Raw genomic sequence first — 24,030 nt, forward strand, 5'->3', positions numbered from 1 at the left:
AGATGACGAAACGCCCCCACCGGTCAGTCGGCGTTCAGCCCCATCAGCGATTTGGCGAAGGCATCCGCATCGAAGGGCCGCAGGTCATAGACTCCCTCGCCGACGCCGATGGCGTGGACCGGGATCTTGAACTTCTCCGCCAGCGAGACCAGCACGCCGCCGCGGGCGGAGCCGTCCAGCTTGGTCAGGATCAGGCCGTTGACGTTGACCATGTCGCGGAAGATCTCCACCTGGCTGTGCGCGTTCTGGCCGGTGGTGGCGTCCAGCGTCAGCAGGGTGGTGTGCGGCGCCGTCTCGTCCAGCTTCTTGATGACGCGGACGATCTTGCGCAGCTCCTCCATCAGGCCGGTCTTGTTCTGCAGGCGGCCGGCGGTGTCGATCAGCAGCACGTCGACCTTCTCGGCCTTCGCCCGCTCCAGCGCGTCATAGGCAAGGCCGGCGGCGTCCGCCCCGGTGTCGCGGGCGACGACCGGACAGCCGGTGCGCTCGCCCCAGATCTTCAGCTGGCTGACCGCGGCGGCGCGGAAGGTGTCGCCGGCGGCCAGCATCACGCTCTTGCCCTCCGCCTTGAACTGGCGGGCGAGCTTGCCGATGGTCGTGGTCTTGCCGGTGCCGTTGACGCCGACGACCAGGATGACATGCGGCTTCAGCGCCGGGTCCAACACCAGCGGCCTGGCGACGGGGGTGACGATCTTCGCCACCTCGGCCGCCAGCGTCGACTTGACCTCCTCCGGCGAGACCTCCTTGCCGAAGCGGGTGCGCGCCAGTTCCGCCGTTACCTTCGCCGCGGTGGCCGGGCCGAGATCGGCGGTGATCAGCAGTTCTTCCAGCTCCTCCAGCGCCTCGTCGTCCAGCTTGCGCTTGGTGAAGATGCTGGTGATGCCGTCGGTCAGCTTGGACGAGGACTTGGACAGTCCCTCCTTCAGCTTGGCGAACCAGCCCTTCTTGGTCGGCGGCGCTTCTTCGGCGGCAGCGGGAGTCGCCGCGGCGACCGGGGCCGGCATCGGAGCGGGGGCCGGCGGCAGTTCCGGCACCGGTTCAGGCTCCGGCACCGGAGCGGGAGAAACCTGGGCAGGGGAGAGCGGCGGCTCGACACTCGGCGGGGCGGGCGCCGGTTCCGGCACCGGCTCGACTTCCGGCTCGGGCTCGGGCGGGGGGGGGGCGGACTCTTGGCTGACCGGTTGGTCCTTCGCCGCCTCGTCATTGGGAGCGGTCTCTTCGGGCTTCTTGCGGCCGAACCAGCGGAAAATCATGGAGTGTCCACTATGAAAGGGGTCAGAGCGGGGTGCCGGTCAGCACGCCGCTCTCGATGCCGGTGATGGCGGCGGGCACCAGAGAACCGGGCGCGAAAGTCCGGCCCAGGCGGATCGCGGCGAAATGCTCGGTGCGGCCCAGGTCGTCCTTCTCCACCAGCACCGTGGCGGTGCGGCCGACGAGGCTCGCCAGGGTGCGGGCCTCCGCCGCTTCCCCAACGGCGCGCAGCCGGGCGGCGCGCTCCTTGCGGACGGCGCCGTCGACCTGCGGCATGCGGGCGGCCGGCGTGCCGGGGCGCGGGCTGTACGGGAACACATGCAGCCAGGTCAGGCCGCATTCCTCCACCAGCCGCATGGTGTTCTGGAACATCTCCTCGGTCTCCGTCGGGAAACCGGCAATGAAGTCGGCGCCGAACACCACGTCGGGACGGATCGAGCGCACCCGCTTGCAGAAAGCGATGGAATCGGCGCGGCCATGGCGGCGCTTCATCCGCTTCAGCACCATGTCGTCGCCGGCCTGCAGCGACAGGTGCAGGTGCGGCATCAGGCGCGGCTCGTTTTCGATCAGGCGCCAGAGGTCGTCGTCCATCTCGATGCAGTCGATGGAGGACAGGCGCAGCCGCGGCAGTTCCGGCACCAGGGCCAGCAGCCGGCGCACCATCTGCCCCAGCGACGGCGAACCGGGCAGGTCGGGGCCGTAGCTGGTGATGTCGACACCGGACAGCACCACCTCGTTGTAGCCGGCCTTCACCAGCGCCTGGACCTGCTCGACGATGCCGCCGATGGGGACGGAGCGCGACGGGCCGCGGCCATAGGGGATGATGCAGAAGGTGCAGCGGTGGTCGCAACCCTGCTGAACCTGCACGAAGGCGCGGGCGCGGTCCTCGAAGCCGCCGATCAGGTGCCCGGCGGTCTCCTTCACCGACATGATGTCGTTGACCAGCACCTTCTCGGCCGGCGGCAGGCCCCAGCTTTCCGGCTGCAGCTTTTCCTGGTTGCCCAGGACCTGATCGACCTCCGGCATCGCCGCGAAGCGCTGCGGGTCGATCTGGGCGGCGCAGCCGGTGACGACGATGCGGGCGTCCGGCCGCTCGCGCCGCAGCTTGCGGATGGTCTGCCGCGCCTGCCGCTCGGCTTCCGATGTCACGGCGCAGGTGTTGACGATCACCACGTCGTCCAGCCCGGCACTGCGCACATGGTTGCGCATCACCTCGGACTCGTAGGTGTTCAGGCGGCAGCCGAAGGTGACGATCTCGGGGCCGTCGTTCTTCAGCGCGATATCATCGGGCATGGTCAGCCCCTCCCATTCCGGGCAGCGGCGCACCGGTAACCGACGAGTAGAGAACGGCAGGATCGAGATCGGCCCCGTTCGGCCAGACCACGGTCCCAAGCTCCGGATCGACGCGAACGGCCGCAAAGGTTTCCGGTTCGCGCAGCACGGCAAAAACTCCGGTGAAAGGAACCAGGGCGGACACGTCGACATTCCCCTCCGCACCATCCTCGAATCGGAGGTGCAGGTGGTAGCCATCGAGCGGCGTGGCGGCGACAATATCCTTCAGCATCGGCTCATTCCAGCGGAGCAATCTGATTCAACGGCGCATGCCTGCGTGCCAGTTCCCAATCGTTCTTCAACTCGACCCTATGAAGGGCGGCCCATTCCGTCACAAGTCCCAACGCCCGGGGCGAAAGCTCGCCCTCGATGATCCCAAGCGTCGAAATGTCGATCACGGCCTTTTGATTGCCATACCGCACGTGGAAATGTGGTGGTGCGTGATCGTTGTAATACATCGCGATGATGATGCCGAAGAACCGGCTAATCTCAGGCATCGCCTTGTCCAACGGAAACCAGCTCGGCCGACAGCCGGCCGCTGAAGGCCAGCGCCACCGGGCCGGTCATCAGGACGCGGTCGTCCTCGGTCCATTCGATGGTCAGGGTGCCGCCGTCCAGCAGGATGTCTGCCTTGCGCCCGGTCAGGCCGCGGCGGGCGGCGGCCACCAGCGTGGCGCAGGCACCGGTGCCGCAGGCCTGGGTGATGCCGGCGCCGCGCTCCCACACCCGCATGCGGATGGCGGTTGGCGACAGGACCTGCGCGAATTCGATGTTGGAGCGTTCGGGGAAGGTCGGGTGGTTCTCGAACACCGGTCCGACCTCGGCCAGCGGCACCGCTTCGGCATCGTCGACGAAGAAGACGGCGTGCGGATTGCCCATGTTGACCGCGACTGGGCCCGCGAAGCCGCCATGCTCCACCGTCTCGACCCGCAGCGTGTCGGTGGGGGCGGCCAGCGGAATGGCGCTCCAGTCCAGGCGGGGCGGACCCATGTCCACGGTTATGCGGCCGTTGTCGGCGCGATAGGCGTGGAGCAGACCGGCGGCGGTCTGGAAGCTGGCGCGGTCGCGCCCACTTTCCTCCATCAGCAGCCAGCCGACGCAGCGCGACGCGTTGCCACAGGCCGCGGCCTCGCTGCCGTCGGCGTTGTGGATGCGCATGAAGGCGTCCGCGCCCGGCGCCTCGGTGCGTTCCAGAATGATGAACTGGTCGCAGCCCACACCGGTCTTGCGGTCGGCGATGGCGCGCACCTCCGCGCCTGAGGGGCGATAAGGTTCGGAACGGGCGTCGATCACGACGAAGTCGTTGCCGAGGCCGTGCATCTTCAGGAATTCGCGGGTCATGGCCGCCGTTATATGGCGAGCCGCGGGGATAAGTCCATATGGCGCCGCGCAAGGCAGATTCGCGGCGCTTACGCCCCCTTGAACACCAGATGCTTCGACGCCGCGAAGTTGAAGAACATGCCGGCGATCGAACCGGCGGCAACCGCCAGGAACGGGTGGTCGGCGACCATCTGCACGCCCGATTCCAACCCGACCGACACGCCGTAATTCACCACGCCGCCGATGGCGTTGGCGGCGATGAACTTTGCCCATTGGCGGTGCAGCGGCTCGCTCGCCGCGCCGCGGAAGGTGAAGGCGCGGTTCAGCGCCCAAGTGGCGGTCGCCGCGGCGAAGAAGGACGGCACGCGGGCGGCGAAGAACTCCAGACCCAGCGCCAGCCCGGCATAGAGCACGGCGGTGTCCACCAGCAGCCCGACGACGCCGACGACGCCGAACTTGGCGAACTGCACCCCCAGCCGGCCGAGCCGGCTGTCCAGCAGACCGGCGACCGGCCCGCTCACCGGCGGCAATCCCCGCCGTTGGCCGCCAGCGGCGGGTGGTTGCCCGGCGCGCGCAGCGACAGGTAGTGCATCCGCTTGGCCTCGCGGCGGCCATGGGTGACGGTGTCCAGGATCAGGCCGCAGGTCAGGCTGAGGAAGGCCATCAGCATCAGGCCGGTGGCGAGCACCGCGGTGGGGAAGCGCGGAACCAGCCCGGTCTCGAAATAGGTCATGATCACCGGCACGCCGAGCATCACCGACAGCAACGCCAGCACGCCGAACAGCCCGGAGAAGAAGGGCAGGGGCCGCTCCTCCTTCACCAGCATGATGATGGCGCGCAGGATGCGGATGCCGTCGCGGATGGTGTTCAGCTTGCTGTGCGAGCCGGGCGGCCGGTCCTTGTAGGGGGTCTTCACCTCGGCGATCGGCATGCGCAGCTCCAGCGCATGGACGGTCAGCTCCGTTTCGGTCTCGAAACCGCTGGCCAGCGCCGGGAAGGACTTCACGAAGCGGCGGGAGAACACCCGGTAGCCCGACAGCATGTCGCCGATGCGGCTGCCGAAAATCTTGGCGACCATGCCGGTCAGCACGAGGTTGCCGAAGCGGTGGCCGGGGCGGTAGGCGGCGACGATCTCCGTCACCCGCGCGCCGTTGACCATGTCCAGCTGCTCGTCCCACAGGCGCTTGACCAGCTGCGGGGCGCTGGGCGCGTGATAGGTGTCGTCGCCGTCGACCAGCACATACACGTCCGCCTCGATGTCGGCGAACATGCGGCGCATGACGTTGCCCTTGCCCTGCAGCGGCTCGTGCCGGACCACCGCGCCCGCCGCACGGGCGACCTCGACCGTCCGGTCCTTGGAGTTGTTGTCGTAGACGTAGACCGTCGCCTGCGGCAGGGCGGCGCGGAAGTCCTGCACCACCTTGCCGATCGCCGCCTCCTCGTTGTAGCAGGGGATCAGCACCGCGATGGTCGGCGCCGGCGCGGCGCCCGAATTGGCCCGCGGCGTTTCCGAAGCGTCGGTTCCGGTGGTGCCGGCGGTGGACGCGGCGCGGTCGATGGTCGATACGGTCATGGCGCTGGCTTTTTGGCTCGAAAAAGGCGGACGAGGCGGTTACCGGCGATAAACAGCACAAACCAGGCGATTATTCCATTGTCTCCGATTTCCCGGCGCCCCTGTCCACGGCGCAGAGGTTCAAGGTCTCGCCAAGATTGTTGGGAATCGTCCGGCAGCGCTGTGGGTCCAGCCGCAGGCCGAGCAATGCCGCCGCCTTCGCCGCTCCGGCCGTGTCGGGGATCGTGCTCAGCATCAGGAAGGGACCGCGATGCGCCGCTACCTTGTCCTTCAGGATGGCGAGATGGCCGTTGCCGACCGAATCCGGCTGCAGGAAGTTGGACTGGATGCGCACGAAGGTGACACGGGGCGGGAAGGACGGAATGACGTGCGAGATGGCCCAGTAGCCGGCCATCAGCACCATGGTGTCGTCCGGATCCTCGATGGGCGGCACCTCCGCCGTCACCCATTTGTCATTCGTGCCCTTGGGCCACGCGACGCGTCCCCAGTCGGCCGGCTGCACCGTCAGCTGCACCAGCGCCAGCAGGGCCACCGCCAGACCGACGCGCAGGAGCCGGGCCAGCGGCAACAGACCTACCGCCATCACCAGCCCCAGCGGCGCCAGCATCTCCAGTGGCACCAGATAACGGTAGATGCAGAACATCGCCACCCACAGCGCGTAGGTGACGGTCAGCGCCGTCAGCAGGAAGCGCGTCGCCGGCCTTTCGGTCAGCCACTCATTGCGCAAATGCAACGACCACCCGACCAGCGCGGCGGCGGCTCCCACCGGCACCAGGACGAACAGCGCCAGCACCCGCAGGTCGAAAAACGCCACCTCGCCCACCGTCAGGGGGAAGAAGGTGAACACGAAGGGGAAGAACAGCCGCTGCCACAGGCCGGGCGGGAAGAAGCTGACATTGACATAGTCGGATATGGCGGCGAAGGGCGACTTGAAGATGTGGTTCATGTGCGGGAAGACCGGATTCCCGTAATCGTGCCACAAATGCGCCATCCACACGCCGCCGCCCAGCGCCAGCCCGCCCAGCACGCCGATGCCGAAGAAGAAGGCCAGCCACAGCCGACGCCATGGCCGGGCGGGCAGTGCCAGGAAACCAAGACACAGCCCCACCGCATAGATCACCGTCGGGTTCTTCAGCCCCATCGCCACCCCGGCCAGCATCCCGGCCGCCGCCACCCGGGCGAAGCTCGGCAGCGGCCGTCCGTCCAGGATGCCGGGCAGGCTGCCGGCGATGACAGCCAGCGCGCCCAGCACGCCCAGGCTGACCACATTGTCCTGGAAGGTGGTGCCGATCAGCCCCAGCGTTCCGCCGCCCAGTCCGCCCATCACCGCCAGGGTCATGGCGATCAAGCTTCGTTGCATTGCCGGATTGTTCCGGAGGCAGGACAATGCAAGCAGATACAGCAGCGACAGGTTGATACCCTGCAGCGTCCCCCACAGGAATCCCGCCGCCCGCGCCGGCAGGTGGGTCGCCAGCCAATAGAAGGGAACGTCGAGGAAAGGGCTGTAGAAGGTCGGCATCTGCGCCGGCAGCAGGTCGCGTCCGATCCGCCCGGTCAGCAGCGCATAGGCGTTGTACCAGTGGTAGTTCCGTAGGTCCCAGTTGGCATCCATGCCGAAGGCCAGCGTCAGCAGCCCATAGGCGACCGGGGCCAGCAGCAGGAAGGCACGGCCGGTCAGGCGGGCGCGTCGGTCGTCGTCAAGGGTCGGCATCGGATCGGGGCGGCCTGGCAGTTGAGCGCTACTGTGGTAGGGGGCAGCCACGCCGTCCGCAAGGGGAAGCCGGTTGCGGCGCTGCGTTTCGGCCTCCGGAATCGGGCCTGAGCGGGACGATCCGGGCACTTTCAAGCAACAAAGATGCGCGGCGGCGCATTCGCGCGTGCCTGTTCGCTCATTGCGTGCCGGGAAAAGGGCAAGCTTCCTCTGGCAATGGCTTGTTCGGTCTGCTATTCACCACGCTCTGCATGCGCACGCTTGCGCCTTCTTGCGCGACAGGATTTCTGGCGATGGAAAAGTTCACGGTTCTCACCGGCGTTGCGGCGCCGCTGCCGATGATCAACGTCGATACCGACATGATCATCCCGAAGCAGTTCCTGAAGACCATCAAGCGGACGGGGCTGGGCAAGCATCTGTTCGACGAGATGCGTTACACCCCGGACGGGCAGGAGATCCCGGACTTCGTCCTGAACAAGCCGGCCTACCGCAAGTCCAGCATCCTGGTCTCCGGCGACAATTTCGGCTGCGGCTCCTCGCGTGAGCATGCGCCGTGGGCGCTGGCCGATTTCGGCATCCGCTGCATCATCGCCCCCAGCTTCGCCGACATCTTCTACAACAACTGTTTCAAGAACGGCATCCTGCCGATCAAGTTGCCGAAGGAGCAGGTCGACCTGCTGCTCGACGACGCGTCGCGCGGGTCGAACGCCGTCATCACGGTCGACCTTGAGAAGCAGACCATCACCGGCCCGGACGGCGGCTCCATCTCCTTCGAACTGGATCCGTTCCGCAAGCATTGCCTGCTGAACGGCCTGGACGACATCGGCCTGACGCTGCAGCAGTCGGCCCATATCGACGGGTACGAGGGCAAGCAGCGCACCGGCCAGCCGTGGATGTGGGGCTGATCCCCCTCATCCTCCCCCGATTCCCATCAACTTCTGTCTTCTTGACGTCTGATATTTGGGAGTGCGCCCGCCATGGCCGCCAATAAGAAGCTTCTGTTCCTCCCCGGTGACGGCATCGGCCCCGAGGTGATGCGCCAGGTCCGCCGGGTCATCGACTGGATGGATCGCAAGCGCAAGATCACCTTCGACGTGTCCGAAGGTCTGGTCGGCGGCGCGGCCATCGACGCCCACGGCGTTCCGCTGTCCGATGCCACGCTGGCCGAGGCGCTGGCGGTGGACGCGGTGATGCTGGGCGCCGTCGGCGGCCCGAAATGGGACAACCCGACCGACTACACCAAGCGTCCGGAAGCCGGCCTGCTGGCCCTGCGCAAGGAACTGGGCCTGTTCGCCAACCTGCGCCCGGCGGTGGTGTTCGACGCGCTGGTCGACGCTTCCACCCTGAAGCCCGACGTCATCCGCGGCCTGGACATCCTGATCGTCCGCGAGCTGACCGGCGGCGTCTATTTCGGTGAGCCGCGCGGCATCACCGACATCGGCAACGGCGAGCGCCGCGGCGTCAACACCCAGGTCTACACCACGTCGGAGATCCGCCGCGTCGCCCGCGTCGCGTTCGAGCTGGCCCGCAAGCGCGGCAACAAGCTCTGCTCGATGGAAAAGGCGAACGTCATGGAATCCGGCCTGCTGTGGCGCCAGGAAGTGACCAAGCTGCACCAGGAAGAGTTCCAGGACGTCGAGCTGAGCCACATGTACGCCGACAACGGCGCCATGCAGCTGCTGAAGAACCCGAAGCAGTTCGACGTGATCGTCACCGATAACCTGTTCGGCGACATCCTGTCGGACGAGGCGGCGATGATGACCGGCTCGCTCGGCATGCTGCCGTCGGCCTCGCTGGGCGCTCCGGATGCCAACGGCAACCGCAAGGCCCTGTACGAGCCGGTGCACGGCTCCGCCCCCGACATCGCCGGCCGCGATCTGGCCAACCCCTGCGCGACGCTGCTGTCCTTCGCGATGTGCCTGCGCTACTCGTTCAACCTGGACGAGGATGCCAAGCTGATCGAGCGGGCCATCCAGAACGTGCTGGGCGGCGGCATGCGCACGGCCGACATCATGGCCCCGGGCATGGCACGCTGCTCCACCACCGTCATGGGCGACTCGATCCTGCGCGAGCTGGACAAGGTCGCCTCCTGATCGGTCCGCTGACCGGCGGTCAAGGAAAAAGCCCCCGTCCGCAAGGACGGGGGCTTTTTCGTCTGCACGGATCGCAGCGTTTCAATCCCCTCCGGCAGGGCGGTCGGTCGACCGTCCGCCATGGCTCGCCTGTCCGCCCTTGCGTCCGGCTTCCGCCGCCAACGAGGGGTTCTTGGAGAAGCTGCGCGAGGAAGCGGGCACGCTGCGCCCACCTTTGCGCCCGGCTTCCGCGGCGAGTTCCGGATTCTTTGAAAAGCTGCGTTTGTCGGCCGGCACGCTCTCGCCACCCTTGCTGGCAATTTGGCGTTGCCGATCAGGGTCCATCGACGCGAAACCGCGGCCCGACGTACGATTGCTCTCTTTCGAGGCCATAACCAACCTCCGACTGTGCCTTGCTGTTCAGACAACCAATCGGCGGCAGGCTGGTTCCCGCTTCGTCGTATTAAATCGCCCGTCCCTTTTCGCAGGGAAGGGATGAAAGTATACCTAAGGTTGCTTTGCGTATTTTCTGATGGTTGTGCAGTTTGAAAAGTAGCGCATCCTTCCGATAGGACGCTCGGAAATTGGCCCGTGTCCGGCAGGGTGCGGCAAAGTGATGCAGGTATAACCTGTGTCGACCTTAAGGTTTGTTTCTGAAAAATTTCTTGTTTGGTTTTGGAAAAATAACCGAACAATTTACGGCTGTTTTAGAAGGTGCCTGCTGGAATCTTTGGAGGTCATTCATATAGGTTCAAATATCACTCCGTATTTTTATGAAGTAATACTTTGAAACATAAAGAAATTTATTAAATTTTCTGGATTTCTCAAAGGTATCTTTAAGAGATTGGCAAGGTGTTCCGAGGTTTGATTGTTAAGGCGGCGGATCCGATGCCAAACCGGATTCCTGTGGCAGGGGAGTGCAATGCCGACCGTGCTTGTGGTTGACGATGATCCCACGCTTCGTCTGACGCTTCGTCATCTTCTCGAAAGCGCGGGAGTTGAAGTCGTCGAGGCGGAGGACGGCGACGAGGCCATGCGGCTGTTCCGGGCGAACCGGCCGGATCTGGTGATCTGCGATCTGGTGATGCCGTTCGCCGATGGCCTGCAGACGATCATGCGGATGCGGCGCCTGGCCCCCGCGGCCAAGATCATCGCCATCTCCGGCGGCGGCCGCAGCAAGGCGATGGATCTGCTGGCGGTGGCGCGGCAGATGGGGGCCGATCATGTGCTGGCGAAACCGATCGAACGCAGCCAGATCGCGCTCATCGTCGATTTCTGTGGTCGTGATCGCGGTGCCCCGCCGCTGCCGCGCGGCGTCTGAGACGGCGGGAGTGGCGGTGCCGTGAAGCAGTCGTTCGCCTCGATGCGGCGTCTGCTGCGCCAATGGTTCGGTCGGGGCGGGACGGGCGGGGGGATGGTCGGCGGGGCGTCGCCGCCATCGTCCGTCGGCCATCCCGCCAGGACCGTCAGGCCGTCGGTGGAGGCGGAGCAGGAGTTGCGCGCCCTGGAGCAGCGGCTGTGGCGCCTGCTGATGCAGCCGGCGGTTGCCTCGACCGGGCGGGTCCATCTGCTCGACCTCGGAATGATGCGGGAACGCCTGGGGACGGGCTGGACGGTGCTGCGCCCGCGGGTCCTGACCGCTGCCGACGGCATCATCGACCGTTATCTGACCCGGAACGACATCCGTTTCAGAACCGCCGGCGACGACTACATCCTGGTGTTCGCGTCGCTCGAACGCCAGGCGGCGTCCCTGGTCTGTGCCAGGATCGCGCAAGAGTTGCTGCAGCTGTTCCTGGGCGACGACCGCTCGGCCGACCTCCGCGTCTCGACCGCCGTCGGCGTGGCGGATGGGCAGATCCGGTTCGAGCACGCCCTCGCCACCAGCCTGCTGGCCGAGGCGCGACTGCGGACGGAACCGGCGGGCGGTTCTGCGGGCGGCGCGTTCGCCGACGGCTCGCCGGCGATGACCGGCCCGATCTTCTACGCCGAGGATGCCGGCGGCAAGGCCCGGCCGGTCCTGCGCCAGTTGCGCTTGTCCCCCGACGATGCCGGCCGGTTCGGCATCCGCTACCGGCCGGTCTGGGACATCACCCAACAGGTGATCTCCACCTATATGGGCACGCCGGTGCGCATCTTTCCCGACGAGTCCTTCATCGAGGGAACGGCGGCGTTGAATTCGCTCAGCGACGCCGTGGAGATCCTGCAACTCGACGCCGACGCGCTGGTCGAATCGGTGGAAATCCTGAACGGGCTGTTCCGCAACAAATCCCGGCTGTTGATGTCGGTGCCGATCTGTTTCGAAACCCTGGCGGCCCGCCGCACCCGGCTGCCCTTCCTGGAGATCTGCCAGTCGATCCCGGACTATCTGCGCCGCTTCCTGATATTCGAGCTTCTGCGCTTTCCGCCGGGGGTGCCGACCGGCCGGCTCAGTGAACTGCTGCACGAGATCAGGCCCTATTGCCGCTGGACCTTCATGCGGGTGGAGTTCAAGTTGCAGAGCTTCTCCGGCTTCGCCGGCACCGGCCTGAACGGCATCACCGTGGCGATGCCGGCCGACCGTTCGGCCGAGGCCCGGCTGATGGAGGAAATGAACGCCATCGTCACCGCGGCCGAGCGCACCGGCCTGATGATCTGCGTCGCCGGCCTGTCGACCACCAGCATGGTGGTGGCGGCGCGGGCGTCGGGGGTCAGGCTGGTCGCGGGCAACTGCATCGGCCCGCCGCAGGACCGCCCGCGTTCGATGATCCGCTTCGACTGGCCCGACCTGTACCGCGACGGGGAGGAGGAGTGATACCGGGTTCCGGTATGAGGGCCAGTGCGTCAGAGCGCCGCAATGGCCTCGGCCAGCGCCACCAACCGGCGGGCGTTCTCGACATGCAGGTTCTCCACCAGCTTGCCGTCGACCAGCACCACCCCCTTGCCGGATGCTGCGGCCTCCGCATGGGCGGCGATGATGCGGTGGGCGTGGGCGATCTCGTCGGCGTCGGGGGCGAAGGCTGCGTTGCAGGCGGCGATGGTCTTCGGATGGATCAGCGTCTTGCCGTCGAACCCCAGCTCGCGCCCCTGCCGGCAGGAGGCGGCGAAGCCCTCGTCGTCGTTCAGGTCCAGATGCACGCCGTCCAGCACCGCCAGCCCATAGGCGCGCGCCGCCAGCAGGCAGAGCCCCAGGCTGGTGATCATCGGCAGCCGCTGTGCCGTATGGGCGGCATGCAAATCCTTGGCGAGGTCCGAGGTGCCGAGCACCAGGGCACCGACGGCGGGGGAGGCCCCTGCGATCTCCTTGGCGTTCAGGACGCCGAGCGGCGTCTCCATCATGCACCAGATGGTCTGGCTGGCCGGCGCTCCGGCGGTCCGCAGCACCGCCTCGGCCTGCCGCACGCTGTCGGCGCTCTCCACCTTCGGCAGCAGCACGGCGTCGGCACCGCTGGCCGCCGCCATGCGGAGGTCGTCATAGCCCCATGGCGTGTTCAGCCCATTGACCCGAATGATCAGTTCCCGCCCGCCATAGCCGCCGGCGGCAAGCGCCTGGGCGATGGTGTCGCGCGCCGCGGCCTTGGCGTCGGGGGCAACCGCATCCTCCAGGTCCAGGATCAGCCCGTCGGCGGGCAGGCTGCGCCCCTTCTCCAAGGCGCGGGCGTTCGAGCCCGGCATGTAGAGCACGCTGCGGCGGGGGCGGACGGTCGTGGCCATGGCGATTTCCCCAGAAGGCGGATAGGTGGTGCGGATGGTTGTAGACGGCAGCTTTAGCTGCGCGTCCCCGCCCTGTCCATGGGCCAAGCCGCCACAGCAGACGGCCGGCAGGGGGGACATGCATGGCAGCCATGCCGTGCTCCCCCGGCGTCGCCACGGAGCAGGCGGCTTTACGCCCGGCGGAGCGTCGCATAGGCTTGCCCCCATGAAGACCGTCCTCACCATCCAATCGCACGTCGCCTATGGCTATGTCGGCAACCGGGCCGCGGTGTTTCCGCTGCAGCGGCTGGGCATCGACGCCACGGCGGTGAACACCGTCCAGTTCTCCAACCACACCGGTTATGGCGCCTGGACCGGGCAGGTCTTCACGGCGGAGCATATCGCCGACATCGTCGACGGCATCGCCGCCCGCGGGGTGCTGCCGGCGCAGGATGCGGTGCTGTCCGGCTATATGGGCGCCGTCGAACTGGGGCAGGTGATCGTGGAGACCGCCGCGCGGGTGAAGGCGGCCAATCCCAAGGCGATCTACTGTTGCGATCCGGTGATGGGCGACGTCGGCCGCGGCTTCTTCGTGCGGCCCGGCCTGCCGGAATTCATCCGCGATCATGCGGTTCCCGCCGCCGACCTGATGACGCCGAACCAGTTCGAGCTGGAGTATCTGACCGACCGCAAGGTGGCGACGCTGGACGATGCGCTGGCGGCGACCGCGGCCTTGCGCGCCCGCGGGCCGCGGCTGGTCCTGGTCACCAGCCTGACCCGGAGCGAGGCCGATCCCGACAGCATCGAGATGCTGGTGGACGGTACCGACGGCGCCTGGCTGGTGGCGACGCCGCGCCTGACCTTCGATCCGCCGCCCAACGGGTCGGGCGACGCGGTGGCGGCGCTGTTCCTGGCCCATTACCTGAAGGCATTCGATCCTGCCGACGCGCTGGAGCAGGCGGCGGCGGCCATCTTCGCCATCTTCGAAACGACCAAGCGTCTGGGCACGCGAGAGCTTCAACTGATCGCCGCCCAGGACGATTTCGTCGATCCGCCCCGCCGTTTCACCGCCAGCCGTTTGCGCTGAGATCCGTCGAACGTCCCGGCTGTCAGGCCGCTCCGGCGGCCCGGCCGCCCACATTGGACGGATGATCCGTCACCCGCGAGCGCGGCAGGCGGATCGTCATGGTGGTGCCGGTGCCCGGCGAGCTGTCGCAGGTCAGCGTCCCGCCATGCAGGTCGATGAAGTTCTTCGAGATCGACAGGCCCAGCCCGGTCCCCTCGTACCGGCGATTGGCCGCATTGTCGGCCTGGCGGAACGGCTGGAACAGGTCGGCCATGAATTCGGGCGGAATGCCGATGCCCGTGTCGGCCACCGTCAGCCTGAACCCGCCATCCTCATCGATGCCGGCGTCGATAGTGACGCTGCCGCCGCAGGGCGTGAACTTCACCGCGTTGGAGAGCAGGTTCAGGATCACTTGCTTGAAGGCACGCTGATCGACCCAGAGGGTGGCGACGTATCCCGTCACGAGGTTGTTCAGGGCCACACCGCCGGCGGACGCGCGGTCGCGCACCATCATCAGGCAATGGGCCACCGCCTCGTGGATTTCGACCGGTTCCTCGGACAGGTCGAACTGGCCCGATTCCAGCTTCGACATGTCCAGCACGGCGTTGACGATGTCGAGCAGGTGCCGGCCGCTGTCGTGAATGTCGGCGATGCAGGATTTCTGCCGCTCGTTGATTGTGCCGAAGAACTCGCTGTCCAGCACTTCGGCGAAGCCGATGATGGCGTTCAGGGGCGTGCGCAGCTCGTGGCTCATGTTGGCCAGGAACTCGCTCTTGGCGCGGTTCGCCAGCTCCGCCTGGGTCTTGGAGGCGATCACCTCGGCCTCCTGCTGCTTGCGGCGGGTCATGTCGCGGATGACGCCGACATAGATGCGCGGCTCGTCGGGAGCCGGATCCGGGCGCGGGGTGTCGACGGCGGCGGGGTAGGGCGCCGTGGCACTGGGGCCGGCGCCCAGCCGCAGGTCGCTGACGGTGAATCCCACCGGAAAGGCGTGGCCGTCGCGGCGAATCGCGGTCAGGTCGCGGTCGTTGGCGCCGTCGCGCGCGTCCGGGATCAGCGCTTCGATGGGCTGGCCTATCATCTCGCGCTCCGGCACGCCGAACATGACTTCGGCGGACCGGTTGAAGGTGACGATGCGCCCCGCCCTGTCGAAGGTCACCACCGCGTCCAGCATGGAATCGAGGATGCCGCGGATCCGGCGGGAGGCGCGGGCGAGCCGGGCCTGATCCTCCTCGCGGCGGGCATGCTGGCGAACGACGAAGGCGGTCAGCAGGGCGATGGCGATGGTCATCGCCGTGCCGATGGCGGTCCAGGCCGCTGTGTCGCGCTGCCAGTCGGCCAAAGCCGCCTGCACCGGCAGGGTCGCCACGATGACGAACGGATAGCCCTGCACCCGCCGCACGCTGATCAGGCTGTCGACCGCACCGCCGCCGGGCGTGGCTGGCGATGATGCCGTCGCCGCGGGTGCGGTCATCGGGGTGCGGTCGCGGATGGTGGCCTCGTCCCGGGCCGCCAGGGCGCGCCGCACCGCCGGCCAGTCCGCCAGCCGGGTCAGCCCGATGCGGTCCTGGGGCCGTTCGAGCAATACGGTCCCGTCCTCCAGCGCCAGGATCACACTGCCCTTGCGGTCGATGCGCTGCGATTCCAGCGTCGCCGCCAGCCGCGTCGGATCGACCAGCGCCACCAGCACCCCGCGGAAGCGGCCGCTTGCGTCGGTCCAGCGCCGGCTCAGCGGGATGACGCGGGTGCCGGGCACCACCCGGCTGACGATGGGTGCGCCCGCCAGCAGGCCGGGGCTGGCGCGGTCGCGTGCGTTGGTGAAATAGGTGCGGTCGGACAGCGGGAAGGGCGGCAGCGGCAGGTCGGCGGAATGATGCAGGGCAAGGCCGTCGTCGCCCACCACCACCAGATCCGCCAGTTCGCCGAAAGAATCGCGGCTCTGGCGCAGATGGTCGTGAATGGCAGCACTGCCGCGCCGCCGGCCGTCGGGGTGGGTGTCGAGCGCGAAGGCCAGATCGCTCAACAACCGGTCCACCGAGAAGGCGGTGCGCAGTGCTTGGGCCTCCAGCATGCGGGCAAGGTCGCGGGTCGCCCGCTCGCCCGCATCCAGGGCTTCCCTCCGGTTCTGAAGGATGCCGTAGCCGATCAGCGCGTTCACCACCAGGATGAAGGCGAGGCCGGAGGCGGTCATCAGGAAGCGCACCGACCCCAGACGGCGACGCAACGCCCGCGCCAGCCCGGCGTTGGAACCATCGGTCGGGAAAGCGGACCCGGAGGCGGGCATCGGTGCGGCGGCTTCCTGTCTGGCGGGCGGCTGGACTGCGCCGGAACATTGATTGGACGAACACCCTAAAGAAAGTGTAACCGGACGGAAACCAGGGCATTCCCACTGCGCCCAGATGCCGCGCCGGCCAACCGCTGCAAACGCCACCCTGCCATTCCCGCCGCTGGTCCCCCGCGTGCCGGTCGGCGGTTGCCGGAAGCGGCTCCATCCGTTAGGTAAGGGGCAACTTGGCAGCCGGATAGCGCTTATCCCCATGACCGACGGACCGCTTTCGCTCTACCGCGCCCGCCGCGGCAGCGGCACTCTTCGCCCCGATCCCGACCAGGAGCTGGCGGCGGAGAAGTTCCAAAGCCTGTATCAGGCGCTGAAGGGCTATCAGCCGCAACCCGCTGGCGACGGCAAGCCTGCCGGGGGAGGGTGGCTGGAGCGTTTCGGCCTTGGCCGCCGCCGTTCCACCCCGCCGCCGCCCGACATCGCCTCCACCGCGCCGCAGGGGCTCTACATCTACGGCAGCGTCGGGCGCGGCAAGTCGATGCTGATGGACCTGTTCTTCGAGACGGCTCCCGTCGACAAGAAGCGGCGCGTCCATTTCCACGAATTCATGCTGGAGATCCACCAGCGCATCCACGACCACCGCCAGTCCGGCAAGGGGAAGGGTGACGGCCCGGACGAGGCGCTGCCCGAGCTGGCCCGCGCCCTGGCCGACGAGGCGTGGCTGCTCTGCTTCGACGAGTTCCACGTCACCAACATCGTCGACGCGATGATCCTTGGCCGGCTGTTCACCAACCTGTTCGACCTGGGGGTGGTGGTGGTGGCGACCTCCAACTGGCCGCCGGACATGCTGTACAAGGACGGGCTTCAGCGCGAGCTGTTCCTGCCCTTCATCGCGCTTCTGAAGGAGAAGCTGGACATCCTGTCGCTGGACGGCCCCACCGACTACCGGCTGGACCGTCTGAAGGGGGTGCCGATCTACCACCACCCGCTGGGCGCGGCGTCGGACGCCGCCCTTGCCAGGGCCTTCTCCGACCTGACCGGCGGTGCGTCGGGCGAGCCCTGCAGCCTGACGGTGCAGGGCCGCCGGGTCGAGATCGACCGCGCCGCCAAAAGCGTGGCCTGGGTCGATTTCTGGAACCTGTGCGGCAAGCCGCTGGGGGCGGCCGACTATCTGGCCATCGCCACCCATTTCCACACGGTCCTGATCGACCATGTTCCGACCATGAAGGACGAACTGCGCAACGAGGCCAAGCGCTTCATGACGCTGATCGACGCGCTGTACGAACACAAGGTCAACGTCGTCATCGCCGCCGAAGGCCCGCCCGAGCGGCTTTATCCGGAAGGCACCCACGCCTTCGAGTTCGAACGCACGGTCAGCCGGCTGATGGAGATGCAGAGCGAGGATTACCTGCAAAGGCAGCATCTTACTTGATATTTTCTGATTACTCTCCGACCGGTGTCACATCTGTGTCTCACGAGGCATGCCCGATAAGCTAGGCAGCCATGAAAACTTCGCATCCGCTGCCCTGACGGCGCCGCTCTCCCGCCCCGTCCGCCGCTCCCGAGGCTAACCCCGTCCTCGCGCCGCGCAAGGCCAAGCCGCCTCCGGCGGTAGCCTGCGGCCAGCCTTGCGCGCCGCTGTGGGCGGGGTTCTCCGGATCGCAGGTCGGGACGGGAGGATGGTCGTATTCCCGGTCGAACAGGAGGATGGGGTTGGCGGTCAGGTCTCCTCCGGTTCGCGCAGGCGCACACCGGGGCCGCCGGCCCGTTGTTCCCCGTCGGCCAGGAACACGACCCCCGCAGCCTCCAGCGCACGACGGACAGCCTCAACATTCTCGACCAAGCTTTTGCTCGTCCCTTTCGCCCCTTCCATGCGCCGGATCGTTGGCCCCGACACGCCGGACTCCTCCGCCAAGCGGTTCTGCCTCCAGTCGAGCAAAGCGCGCGCCGCCCTGATCTGTGCCCCCGTCAGCATGCCGTTTTCCTTTTTTGATCACGCAAGATCGTTTTGTGTTGACGAATTCCGGTCATGCCTGATAGTAAAACGGTCACGGATGAGGTAGAAGGGAAACTCATGGCCGACGCCCATGGCGCATGCCTGTATCCGGGGGCGCCCGCCAGCGTTCCTCCGCTCTCCCGCCGCAGGCTGCTGGCTGGCGTCGCTGCTTCCTCAACGCTCGCCCCCTCAATCATGGCATCGGGACCCGATCCGCTACGCCGTACCTCGCCGCGATGCCACCCGACGACTACGCCCGCTACAAGGCCGCCACGAAGGCCGCCGGACTCGATGAGTTGGACGACCGCATCGAGGCCCTGTGCACTCGCCTCAACGACATTGAGACGCGCATCGCCGCACTGCCGGCACACACTGTCGCCGAGTTGGTGGCTCGCCTCCGTGTCCTCTGGCATATGATCCAGGCGGAACCCGGCCAACTCTTCGCTGGGCCCTCTGCCGATGCCCAACCCGAATTGCGGCTTACCTGGAGCGTGTTGGCCGATGCTGGCCGGATCGCCAAGATGGCGCGATGTCGTTAACCCGTGGCGGCGCGTCGGATGAAGGGTGATAGGGGATTGTAGGACTGGGATAGCAAGATAAAAGGGCGGATACGCCGGTCGGATATGTAGCCAACATCAAATGGATATAGCGTATACAGAACGCGGTAGCTGAACACGAGTGAACACAGTCTCTGTCCGCTGCCGGCAACGGCGTGCTGGTTCGGGGCTGGCGGGACTGTCAGGAATTCCGTGTACGGGCAATAACCGAGGGACCGAAGGATGCCCGTATGCACGACGCAAACAGACGGTCGTAGCGCCCGCAGTCGGCGGCCGGCTCGATGGACAGCGTCAACGCCGCCGGCACCGCCACACACGGCGCCGGAGTGACGTCGTGGCGCCGGGCCAGGATCTTCAGAATCACGTCCCGGCTGTGCGTGCCGCTCGCCAGCGCCTCGCGGCAGGCGGCCACCACCGCGCCCAGCCTATCATTGAGAACGGCGATGAGGATCTCCACCATCTGCCGGTCGCCGTCGGTCGCGGCGGCAAGCTTGCGGCGGATGTGGCCGATCATCCCGAAAACGGGGGCCTTATACCAGCGGCTTTGAAGTGTGACTCGTCACGGTGGATTCCCTTTTGGTCCGCCCTGTGATTCGCTGCCAGCTCTCGGAAGGAGGCGGGTATGGCGGCGATTGCGATCACGCGGCTGGAGCTGAGTTCAGCGGAGTTGCGCCAGCGGGCGGTGCGTTTTGGCGATCCGGATGTAGCGCGGCGCCTTCTCGCCCTAGCTCTGGTTTTGGAGGGGCGATCTCGCGAGGACGCCGCGCGGTCTTGCGGGATGGATCGGCAAACGTTGCGGGATTGGGTTCACCGCTACAACGCCCAAGGCGTGGCGGGGCTGCGGGATCGTAAGGCACCGGGAGCCAAGCCGAAGCTGTCGGCGGAGCAGGAAGCGGAGGTGGCGTCCTGGGTCCGCTCCGGTCCGGACCTCGCCGAGGATGGCGTGGTTCGGTGGCGGCGGTGCGATCTGGCCCGCAAGATCGAGCGCCGGTTCGGCGTGGTGCTGGCCGAGCGCAGCGTTGGCGGGCTGTTGCGCCGTCTGGGGTTCCGTCGCCTGTCGGTGCGCCCCCAGCATCCTCAGCAGGATGGCGAGGCGCTCGAGGCTCACAAAAAAACTTTGCCGCTCTGGTTGCCGGCGCCCTCCCCGACACCGCCCGCGGCAAGCCGCTGGAGCTCTGGTGGCAGGACGAAGCCCGGGTCGGCCAGCAAGGGACCCTGACCCGGGTGTGGGCCGCCAAGGGCAGCCGGCCACGCGCGCCCCGCGACCAGCGCCATAGCTGGGCCTACCTGTTCGGCGCCGTCTGCCCGAGCCGTGGCGCCGCCGCGGCCTTGGTCCTGCCCAAGGCCAACGCCGCGGCAATGACCCTGCACATGGCCGAGATCAGCGGCCAAGTGAGCGACGGCCACCATGCGGTGCTCATCCTCGACGGCGCAGGCTGGCACCAGCCGGGCGACAAGCTGGTCGTGCCCGAAAACATCAGCCTTCTGCATCTCCCGCCCTATTGCCCGGAACTCAATCCGGTCGAAAACATCTGGCAGTTCCTGCGACAGAACCACCTCAGCCATCGCGTCTTCGATTCCTATGCCGCCATCGTCGAGGCCTGCTGCGAGGCGTGGAACGCTCTCGCCCAGGCACCCGAAATCATTCGCTCAATCGCCTCACGCTCGTGGGCAGCGGTCAATGTCTAAAGCCGCTGGTATTATTCCATGCTTATTTACAGCTTGGCGTACTCGGTGCCGTTGTCGAAGGTGGCGGAGCGCCGCAGGGCCGGCGGGAGGGGGCTGAGGAAGGCGAGCAGGCGGTCGATGACCGGCTTGGCCGCCTTTCAGGACTGGCGGAAGAGCTTGGTGAAGCGTGTGAGCCGTTCATGGACGACGAGCACCGCTTGCCCATAGCGGGAAAGTTTGAGGGTGGGCGCGGAGAGCCGCGACGTCGGCATCGTCAGGCGGATGTCCCGAACAGCGGCACCAGCCTGTGAGAGCGGTACCCCTCGTAGCGGGCCGGTCATCGCGTCGGCGCTTTCTCCAGGGGAGCGGTGCCGGATAGCAGGAAACGCATGTCGATGCGCCGGTTCTGCTCTTGACCCTGTTCGGTGCTGTTGTCCGCGATCGCCCGTCCGCCAGCGTAGCCGCTGACGCCGAACACGGATCGCCCCTGGGCATTGGCCAGCTTTTCGAGATTGGGCCTGCCTTTCATCATTTCCGAGAACGCCTCCAGGGCGCGCCGCGTAGACAGCCGCCAATTGTTCGCAAAATCTGGATGGTGCTGGCCTGGGCGCACCTGTGTGTTATCGGAATGTCCCTCGATGAACACCGCCTCTAGGAACGCAGAGGATCCCGGTGGACAGTCCTGCGACGGGCGCGTCGCGCAATGGACTTCCCGTTCCATGATGCCGGCCAACACCTGTAGGGCTTGAGCCCCGCGGCGGTCCAGCTTTGCGTCGCCTTTCTCGAAAAGCAGACCGTCGGGGAGCCGCAGTACTCCCTCTTCCAACTCTGCGACCACCTCGAAGCGCTGCTCGCGCATCGTATTGACGATCCGGTTGAGGAGTTCCGCGCGCTTCTGCTTGTTCTTGGTGTAGAGGATCTGCTCGGTCGTGCGCGCATCCTGCATCTCGGAGAGCGCCCGTCGCGCCGTCGTTTCGGCGGAGCGCGCTGCGTCGATATCGTTGCGTGCCGCACTGAGCTGTGCGTCCAAGGAGGTCAGACGACTCTGAGCCGAATGCGCCTCACGCCGCGCCTCGTCGCGCTCGTCGACAAGCCGCTTGGCTATGGTGCGGGCTTCCTTCTGAGCCTCGGATAGTTCGTGCGCGAGGTGCTCGGCCCTTCCCCTTTCGGCCTCAAGGGCGTTCCGGACCCTGAGCATGTCCCCGTCGGCCCCCTGATTGTCGATGACCACACCAGTTAGCAAGAGGATGAAGATAAAGAGGATTCCTGTCAGCAGATCACTGACGGAGGCGAAATAGCCGTCCTGCTCGCCGGCTTCTCCGGCGGAGTGGCGCCGGCCGCGCTTCGATCTGATCGCCTGCATGGAACCTGCTCCCGAATTTCCCGACCGGGTTACGGATGGTTGTCATCCGATTAAAGACCAAGCTTCTGCCGGATCGAGCTGAGGGGTGACGGCGCGGCCGCTTCGGGCGCAATGTGGATCACCGCCGGCTGCGCCGCGTCGCGGATGGCCGCCAGCACCGGCTCCAGTGAGGCCAGCGTCTCCACCACCTCGGCCAAGCGGTCGATCGTGCGGTTCAAGGCGATTACCTGTTCGGCGGTTCCCGACAGCTCCCGGAACGAGGTGCCGGCCTCTGCCACGGCCTGCGCCGTTCCGGCCAGAGCGGCCAGCGGGGTTTCCAGGGACGCCACCCGTTGGCTTGAGGAGGTGAGCGCCTCGATCGGCGGCCTCATGCGAACGAGCACGTCGCCGGCATCCGCCAGCCCGGCGTACGAGGCTTCCAATGCGCCTAGACGCTGCGTCATCGCGTTGAGTGTGTCCAAGACCCGGTCGAGGCCAGACAGATGGTCCACCAACTCGCCGACCGCCTGCGCCGCCGCCTCCAACTGCTCCATCCGACCCACGGCCTGGGCGAGCGCCTTGAAGGTGTCGTGCATGGCGGCCACGCTCTCCGCCACCACGGTCACACGCTCGACGGCCACCCGGCCCTTGGACAGGCTTCCCGACGATGCATCGAACGCTTTTCTCAGGGCCGTGGTGCTCAGCTCGATGCTGTGCGCCAGTTCCTCCATCGGCCGGCCGGTCGCGTTGACCTTGGCGACCAGCCCCTCAAGCCTGCCGAGGAACTCGGGCAGGGCCTGGGTCGTCCGCTCATCGGCATTGCGGAAGGCCCCGGCGGCGCGGCCGAGATCGGTGATGATCCGATCGGCGGTCGTCGTCAGCTCGCCGTTGAGCTGTGCCGACACGGTCTGGAAGTCGTTGTCGATCTTCTCCATGTGGCCGTGCAGGGCATTGCCCGCTTCGTCGAGCCGCGCCGCCAGCCGCGCCGCCGTGTCCGCCAACTGGCCTTCCATTTGCCTTGTCGCGTCAGCCGCGGATGCCGTGAGCGCCCTGCTGCCTTCCAGCAGGCCACCGATCATTCCGGCGCTGCCATCGTGCAAGGCCTTGTTCATGTGGTCCGCCGCAGCGCTGACCCGTTCGTCCAGTGCCTGTGTGCTCTGGTCGATGGCCTCCGCGAGGTTCTTGTCCATGCCCTCCACCGTCGCGATGAGGCTCTGGAAGTTCCTGCACAGCGTTTCGAGCCGTTCGAGCAGGTCGGCCGTGCGGCTGCTAAGCGATTCCTCCAGCCGGCGGGTGAACGCGCCGATCATCTTCTCCATGGAGTCGCGGCTCAGTTCGCCGACCTTGGCGGTCATCTCGTTCACGACGGTGACGAGCGGCTTCATCCCGTCGCCCACAGCCTTGGCGGTGCGCTCCGACAGATTCTCCACCAGATGATCGCGCCATTGTGTGTCGATCGACTGGAACACCGTGATCTGCCGCGTCAGCAGCGCGTTGGTTTCCGCGATGAGCTGAATGGGGTGGCGCACGGGAATCCGGCTGTCGAGCAGGCGGCCGAGATCGTCGATCCTGGCCTCGATGCCATGCAGCCGGTGCCGAAGCCACCACGAGAAGACAATGGACGCCAGAAGGCCGGCGATGGAGCAGGTGAACTTCATCGCTGCCGCGGACAGCAGGCCCTGCAGGGCGACGTGCGTCGCCGTCGCCGTCGCCGCCGACATGGTGCCGGTGGCGGCGACCAGAGCCAGAAGTAGGCTGATGAAGGTGAAGAGCAGCCCGGTGCCGACCAGATACCCGGGGACCGCCTGATAGAGGGCGACGTTGATGTTGGCCTGACGCAGCAGGTCTATGGACAGGAACTCCGACGGTTTCACGGTGGCGACCACGGCCATGTCATCGCCGGTCGGAGGGGCCAGTGTGGCCTCGATCCCTATCCAGGCGCTCTGCAGTCCGGGCTTTCGCCGGAAAGCGTGCTCCATCGCATCCAGTTCGGGACCGAAGCGGGCCGGCGAGGCGACGGCCTCCACGATGCTGGCGGCACTGCGAAGATCGCTGTCAACCTCCTGGAACCGGGCCGATGCCCGCAGCCCGACCAGCACGCCGAACGCAACGATCAGGCTGGCGATGAGCGCGATGACCACTGGGTTGTTGGCGGCATGGATGACGGCGTCGAACATTTGCTTGATCCGATCGGA

23 protein-coding genes are annotated in these 24,030 nt (G+C 66.9%); 8 read left to right on the forward strand and 15 right to left on the reverse strand.

The features are described 5' to 3' along the window. Window positions 1-23: 23 nt before the first annotated feature. From ftsY to AZOLI_RS03015, 8 genes are all read right to left on the reverse strand, one after another. Entirely contained in the window at window positions 24-1,253 is a 1,230-nt protein-coding gene (ftsY, locus tag AZOLI_RS02980; protein WP_014247096.1) for a signal recognition particle-docking protein FtsY, read from the reverse strand. A 22-nt stretch (window positions 1,254-1,275) separates the two neighbouring features. Next, entirely contained in the window at window positions 1,276-2,544 is a 1,269-nt protein-coding gene (gene mtaB / locus AZOLI_RS02985; RefSeq protein WP_014247097.1) for a tRNA (N(6)-L-threonylcarbamoyladenosine(37)-C(2))-methylthiotransferase MtaB, read from the reverse strand. Next, entirely contained in the window at window positions 2,534-2,815 is a 282-nt protein-coding gene (locus AZOLI_RS02990; protein WP_014247098.1) for a DUF2442 domain-containing protein, read from the reverse strand. The genes mtaB and AZOLI_RS02990 overlap by 11 nt, the downstream gene beginning before the upstream one ends. Window positions 2,816-2,819: 4 nt before the next feature. Continuing rightward, window positions 2,820-3,080 (reverse strand): DUF4160 domain-containing protein, encoded by a 261-nt coding sequence (locus AZOLI_RS02995; protein ID WP_044549545.1) that lies wholly within the window; start codon window positions 3,078-3,080, stop codon window positions 2,820-2,822. Beyond that, window positions 3,073-3,924, reverse strand: coding sequence for a diaminopimelate epimerase (gene dapF, locus AZOLI_RS03000; RefSeq protein ID WP_014247100.1), 852 nt, complete (start codon window positions 3,922-3,924; stop codon window positions 3,073-3,075). Before dapF ends, AZOLI_RS02995 begins: the two co-directional genes overlap by 8 nt. A gap of 68 nt (window positions 3,925-3,992) precedes the next feature. Then, a complete protein-coding gene (locus AZOLI_RS03005) occupies window positions 3,993-4,424 on the reverse strand; it encodes a GtrA family protein (RefSeq protein ID WP_244442510.1) in 432 nt (143 codons plus the stop codon). Then, window positions 4,421-5,476, reverse strand: coding sequence for a glycosyltransferase family 2 protein (locus tag AZOLI_RS03010; protein ID WP_014247102.1), 1,056 nt, complete (start codon window positions 5,474-5,476; stop codon window positions 4,421-4,423). Before AZOLI_RS03010 ends, AZOLI_RS03005 begins: the two co-directional genes overlap by 4 nt. A gap of 70 nt (window positions 5,477-5,546) precedes the next feature. Beyond that, complete coding sequence (locus AZOLI_RS03015) at window positions 5,547-7,187, reverse strand: hypothetical protein (protein ID WP_014247103.1); 1,641 nt, start codon at window positions 7,185-7,187, stop codon at window positions 5,547-5,549. A 293-nt stretch (window positions 7,188-7,480) separates the two neighbouring features. Between AZOLI_RS03015 and leuD the strand changes: the two genes are divergently transcribed. Further along, window positions 7,481-8,092, forward strand: coding sequence for a 3-isopropylmalate dehydratase small subunit (gene leuD / locus AZOLI_RS03020; protein WP_014247104.1), 612 nt, complete (start codon window positions 7,481-7,483; stop codon window positions 8,090-8,092). Between the two features lie 72 nt (window positions 8,093-8,164). Further along, the gene (leuB, locus tag AZOLI_RS03025) at window positions 8,165-9,280 is read left to right on the forward strand and encodes a 3-isopropylmalate dehydrogenase (protein WP_014247105.1); all 1,116 of its coding nucleotides are present in this window, start codon (window positions 8,165-8,167) and stop codon (window positions 9,278-9,280) included. An 81-nt stretch (window positions 9,281-9,361) separates the two neighbouring features. Here the strand turns inward: leuB and AZOLI_RS30935 are convergent, their stop codons facing one another. Continuing rightward, on the reverse strand, window positions 9,362-9,652 hold the full coding sequence (locus tag AZOLI_RS30935) for a general stress protein (protein WP_081505902.1): 291 nt from the start codon (window positions 9,650-9,652) through the stop codon (window positions 9,362-9,364). A 529-nt stretch (window positions 9,653-10,181) separates the two neighbouring features. On the opposite strand from AZOLI_RS30935, the gene AZOLI_RS03030 reads away from it, so the two are divergent. Then, window positions 10,182-10,580: a response regulator gene (locus tag AZOLI_RS03030; protein WP_014247107.1), complete on the forward strand. Its 399-nt coding sequence runs from the start codon at window positions 10,182-10,184 to the stop codon at window positions 10,578-10,580. A gap of 21 nt (window positions 10,581-10,601) precedes the next feature. After that, window positions 10,602-12,050 carry a hypothetical protein gene (locus tag AZOLI_RS03035; protein WP_014247108.1) on the forward strand — a complete coding sequence of 483 codons (1,449 nt, stop codon included), beginning with the start codon at window positions 10,602-10,604 and terminating at the stop codon, window positions 12,048-12,050. Window positions 12,051-12,079: 29 nt separating this feature from the next. On the opposite strand, the gene AZOLI_RS03040 is transcribed toward AZOLI_RS03035, so the two are convergent. Further along, complete coding sequence (locus AZOLI_RS03040; protein WP_014247109.1) at window positions 12,080-12,949, reverse strand: HpcH/HpaI aldolase/citrate lyase family protein; 870 nt, start codon at window positions 12,947-12,949, stop codon at window positions 12,080-12,082. Window positions 12,950-13,154: 205 nt separating this feature from the next. On the opposite strand from AZOLI_RS03040, the gene pdxY reads away from it, so the two are divergent. Next, complete coding sequence (pdxY, locus tag AZOLI_RS03045) at window positions 13,155-14,015, forward strand: pyridoxal kinase PdxY (protein WP_014247110.1); 861 nt, start codon at window positions 13,155-13,157, stop codon at window positions 14,013-14,015. A 22-nt stretch (window positions 14,016-14,037) separates the two neighbouring features. On the opposite strand, the gene AZOLI_RS03050 is transcribed toward pdxY, so the two are convergent. After that, entirely contained in the window at window positions 14,038-16,278 is a 2,241-nt protein-coding gene (locus AZOLI_RS03050; protein ID WP_014247111.1) for a sensor histidine kinase, read from the reverse strand. 253 nt (window positions 16,279-16,531) lie between these two features. On the opposite strand from AZOLI_RS03050, the gene zapE reads away from it, so the two are divergent. After that, the gene (gene zapE, locus AZOLI_RS03055; protein WP_014247112.1) at window positions 16,532-17,704 is read left to right on the forward strand and encodes a cell division protein ZapE; all 1,173 of its coding nucleotides are present in this window, start codon (window positions 16,532-16,534) and stop codon (window positions 17,702-17,704) included. A gap of 288 nt (window positions 17,705-17,992) precedes the next feature. On the opposite strand, the gene AZOLI_RS03060 is transcribed toward zapE, so the two are convergent. Beyond that, window positions 17,993-18,247 carry a helix-turn-helix domain-containing protein gene (locus tag AZOLI_RS03060; protein WP_014247113.1) on the reverse strand — a complete coding sequence of 85 codons (255 nt, stop codon included), beginning with the start codon at window positions 18,245-18,247 and terminating at the stop codon, window positions 17,993-17,995. A 257-nt stretch (window positions 18,248-18,504) separates the two neighbouring features. Between AZOLI_RS03060 and AZOLI_RS03065 the strand changes: the two genes are divergently transcribed. Further along, complete coding sequence (locus AZOLI_RS03065) at window positions 18,505-18,807, forward strand: hypothetical protein (RefSeq protein ID WP_014247114.1); 303 nt, start codon at window positions 18,505-18,507, stop codon at window positions 18,805-18,807. Between the two features lie 199 nt (window positions 18,808-19,006). On the opposite strand, the gene AZOLI_RS32955 is transcribed toward AZOLI_RS03065, so the two are convergent. Then, window positions 19,007-19,339, reverse strand: a complete 333-nt coding sequence (locus AZOLI_RS32955; RefSeq protein WP_044549550.1) for a hypothetical protein — start codon at window positions 19,337-19,339, stop codon at window positions 19,007-19,009. A gap of 108 nt (window positions 19,340-19,447) precedes the next feature. Here AZOLI_RS32955 and AZOLI_RS30940 point away from each other — a divergent pair. Next, a protein-coding gene (locus AZOLI_RS30940; protein ID WP_076611116.1) for an IS630-like element ISAli3 family transposase occupies window positions 19,448-20,514 on the forward strand; the annotation gives its coding sequence in 2 pieces (ribosomal slippage) (window positions 19,448-19,934 and window positions 19,934-20,514; 1,068 coding nt in all). 316 nt (window positions 20,515-20,830) lie between these two features. Here AZOLI_RS30940 and AZOLI_RS03090 read toward each other — a convergent pair. Together AZOLI_RS03090 and AZOLI_RS03095 are read right to left on the reverse strand one after the other, a co-directional pair. After that, window positions 20,831-21,856, reverse strand: a complete 1,026-nt coding sequence (locus tag AZOLI_RS03090) for an OmpA/MotB family protein (protein ID WP_014247115.1) — start codon at window positions 21,854-21,856, stop codon at window positions 20,831-20,833. Window positions 21,857-21,906: 50 nt separating this feature from the next. Continuing rightward, window positions 21,907-24,012, reverse strand: a complete 2,106-nt coding sequence (locus AZOLI_RS03095; protein WP_014247116.1) for a hypothetical protein — start codon at window positions 24,010-24,012, stop codon at window positions 21,907-21,909. Between the last annotated feature and the right edge of the window lie 18 nt (window positions 24,013-24,030).

Origin of the sequence: Azospirillum lipoferum 4B (genome assembly GCF_000283655.1) — a bacterium.
Taxonomy (GTDB): Bacteria; Pseudomonadota; Alphaproteobacteria; order Azospirillales; family Azospirillaceae; genus Azospirillum; species Azospirillum lipoferum_C.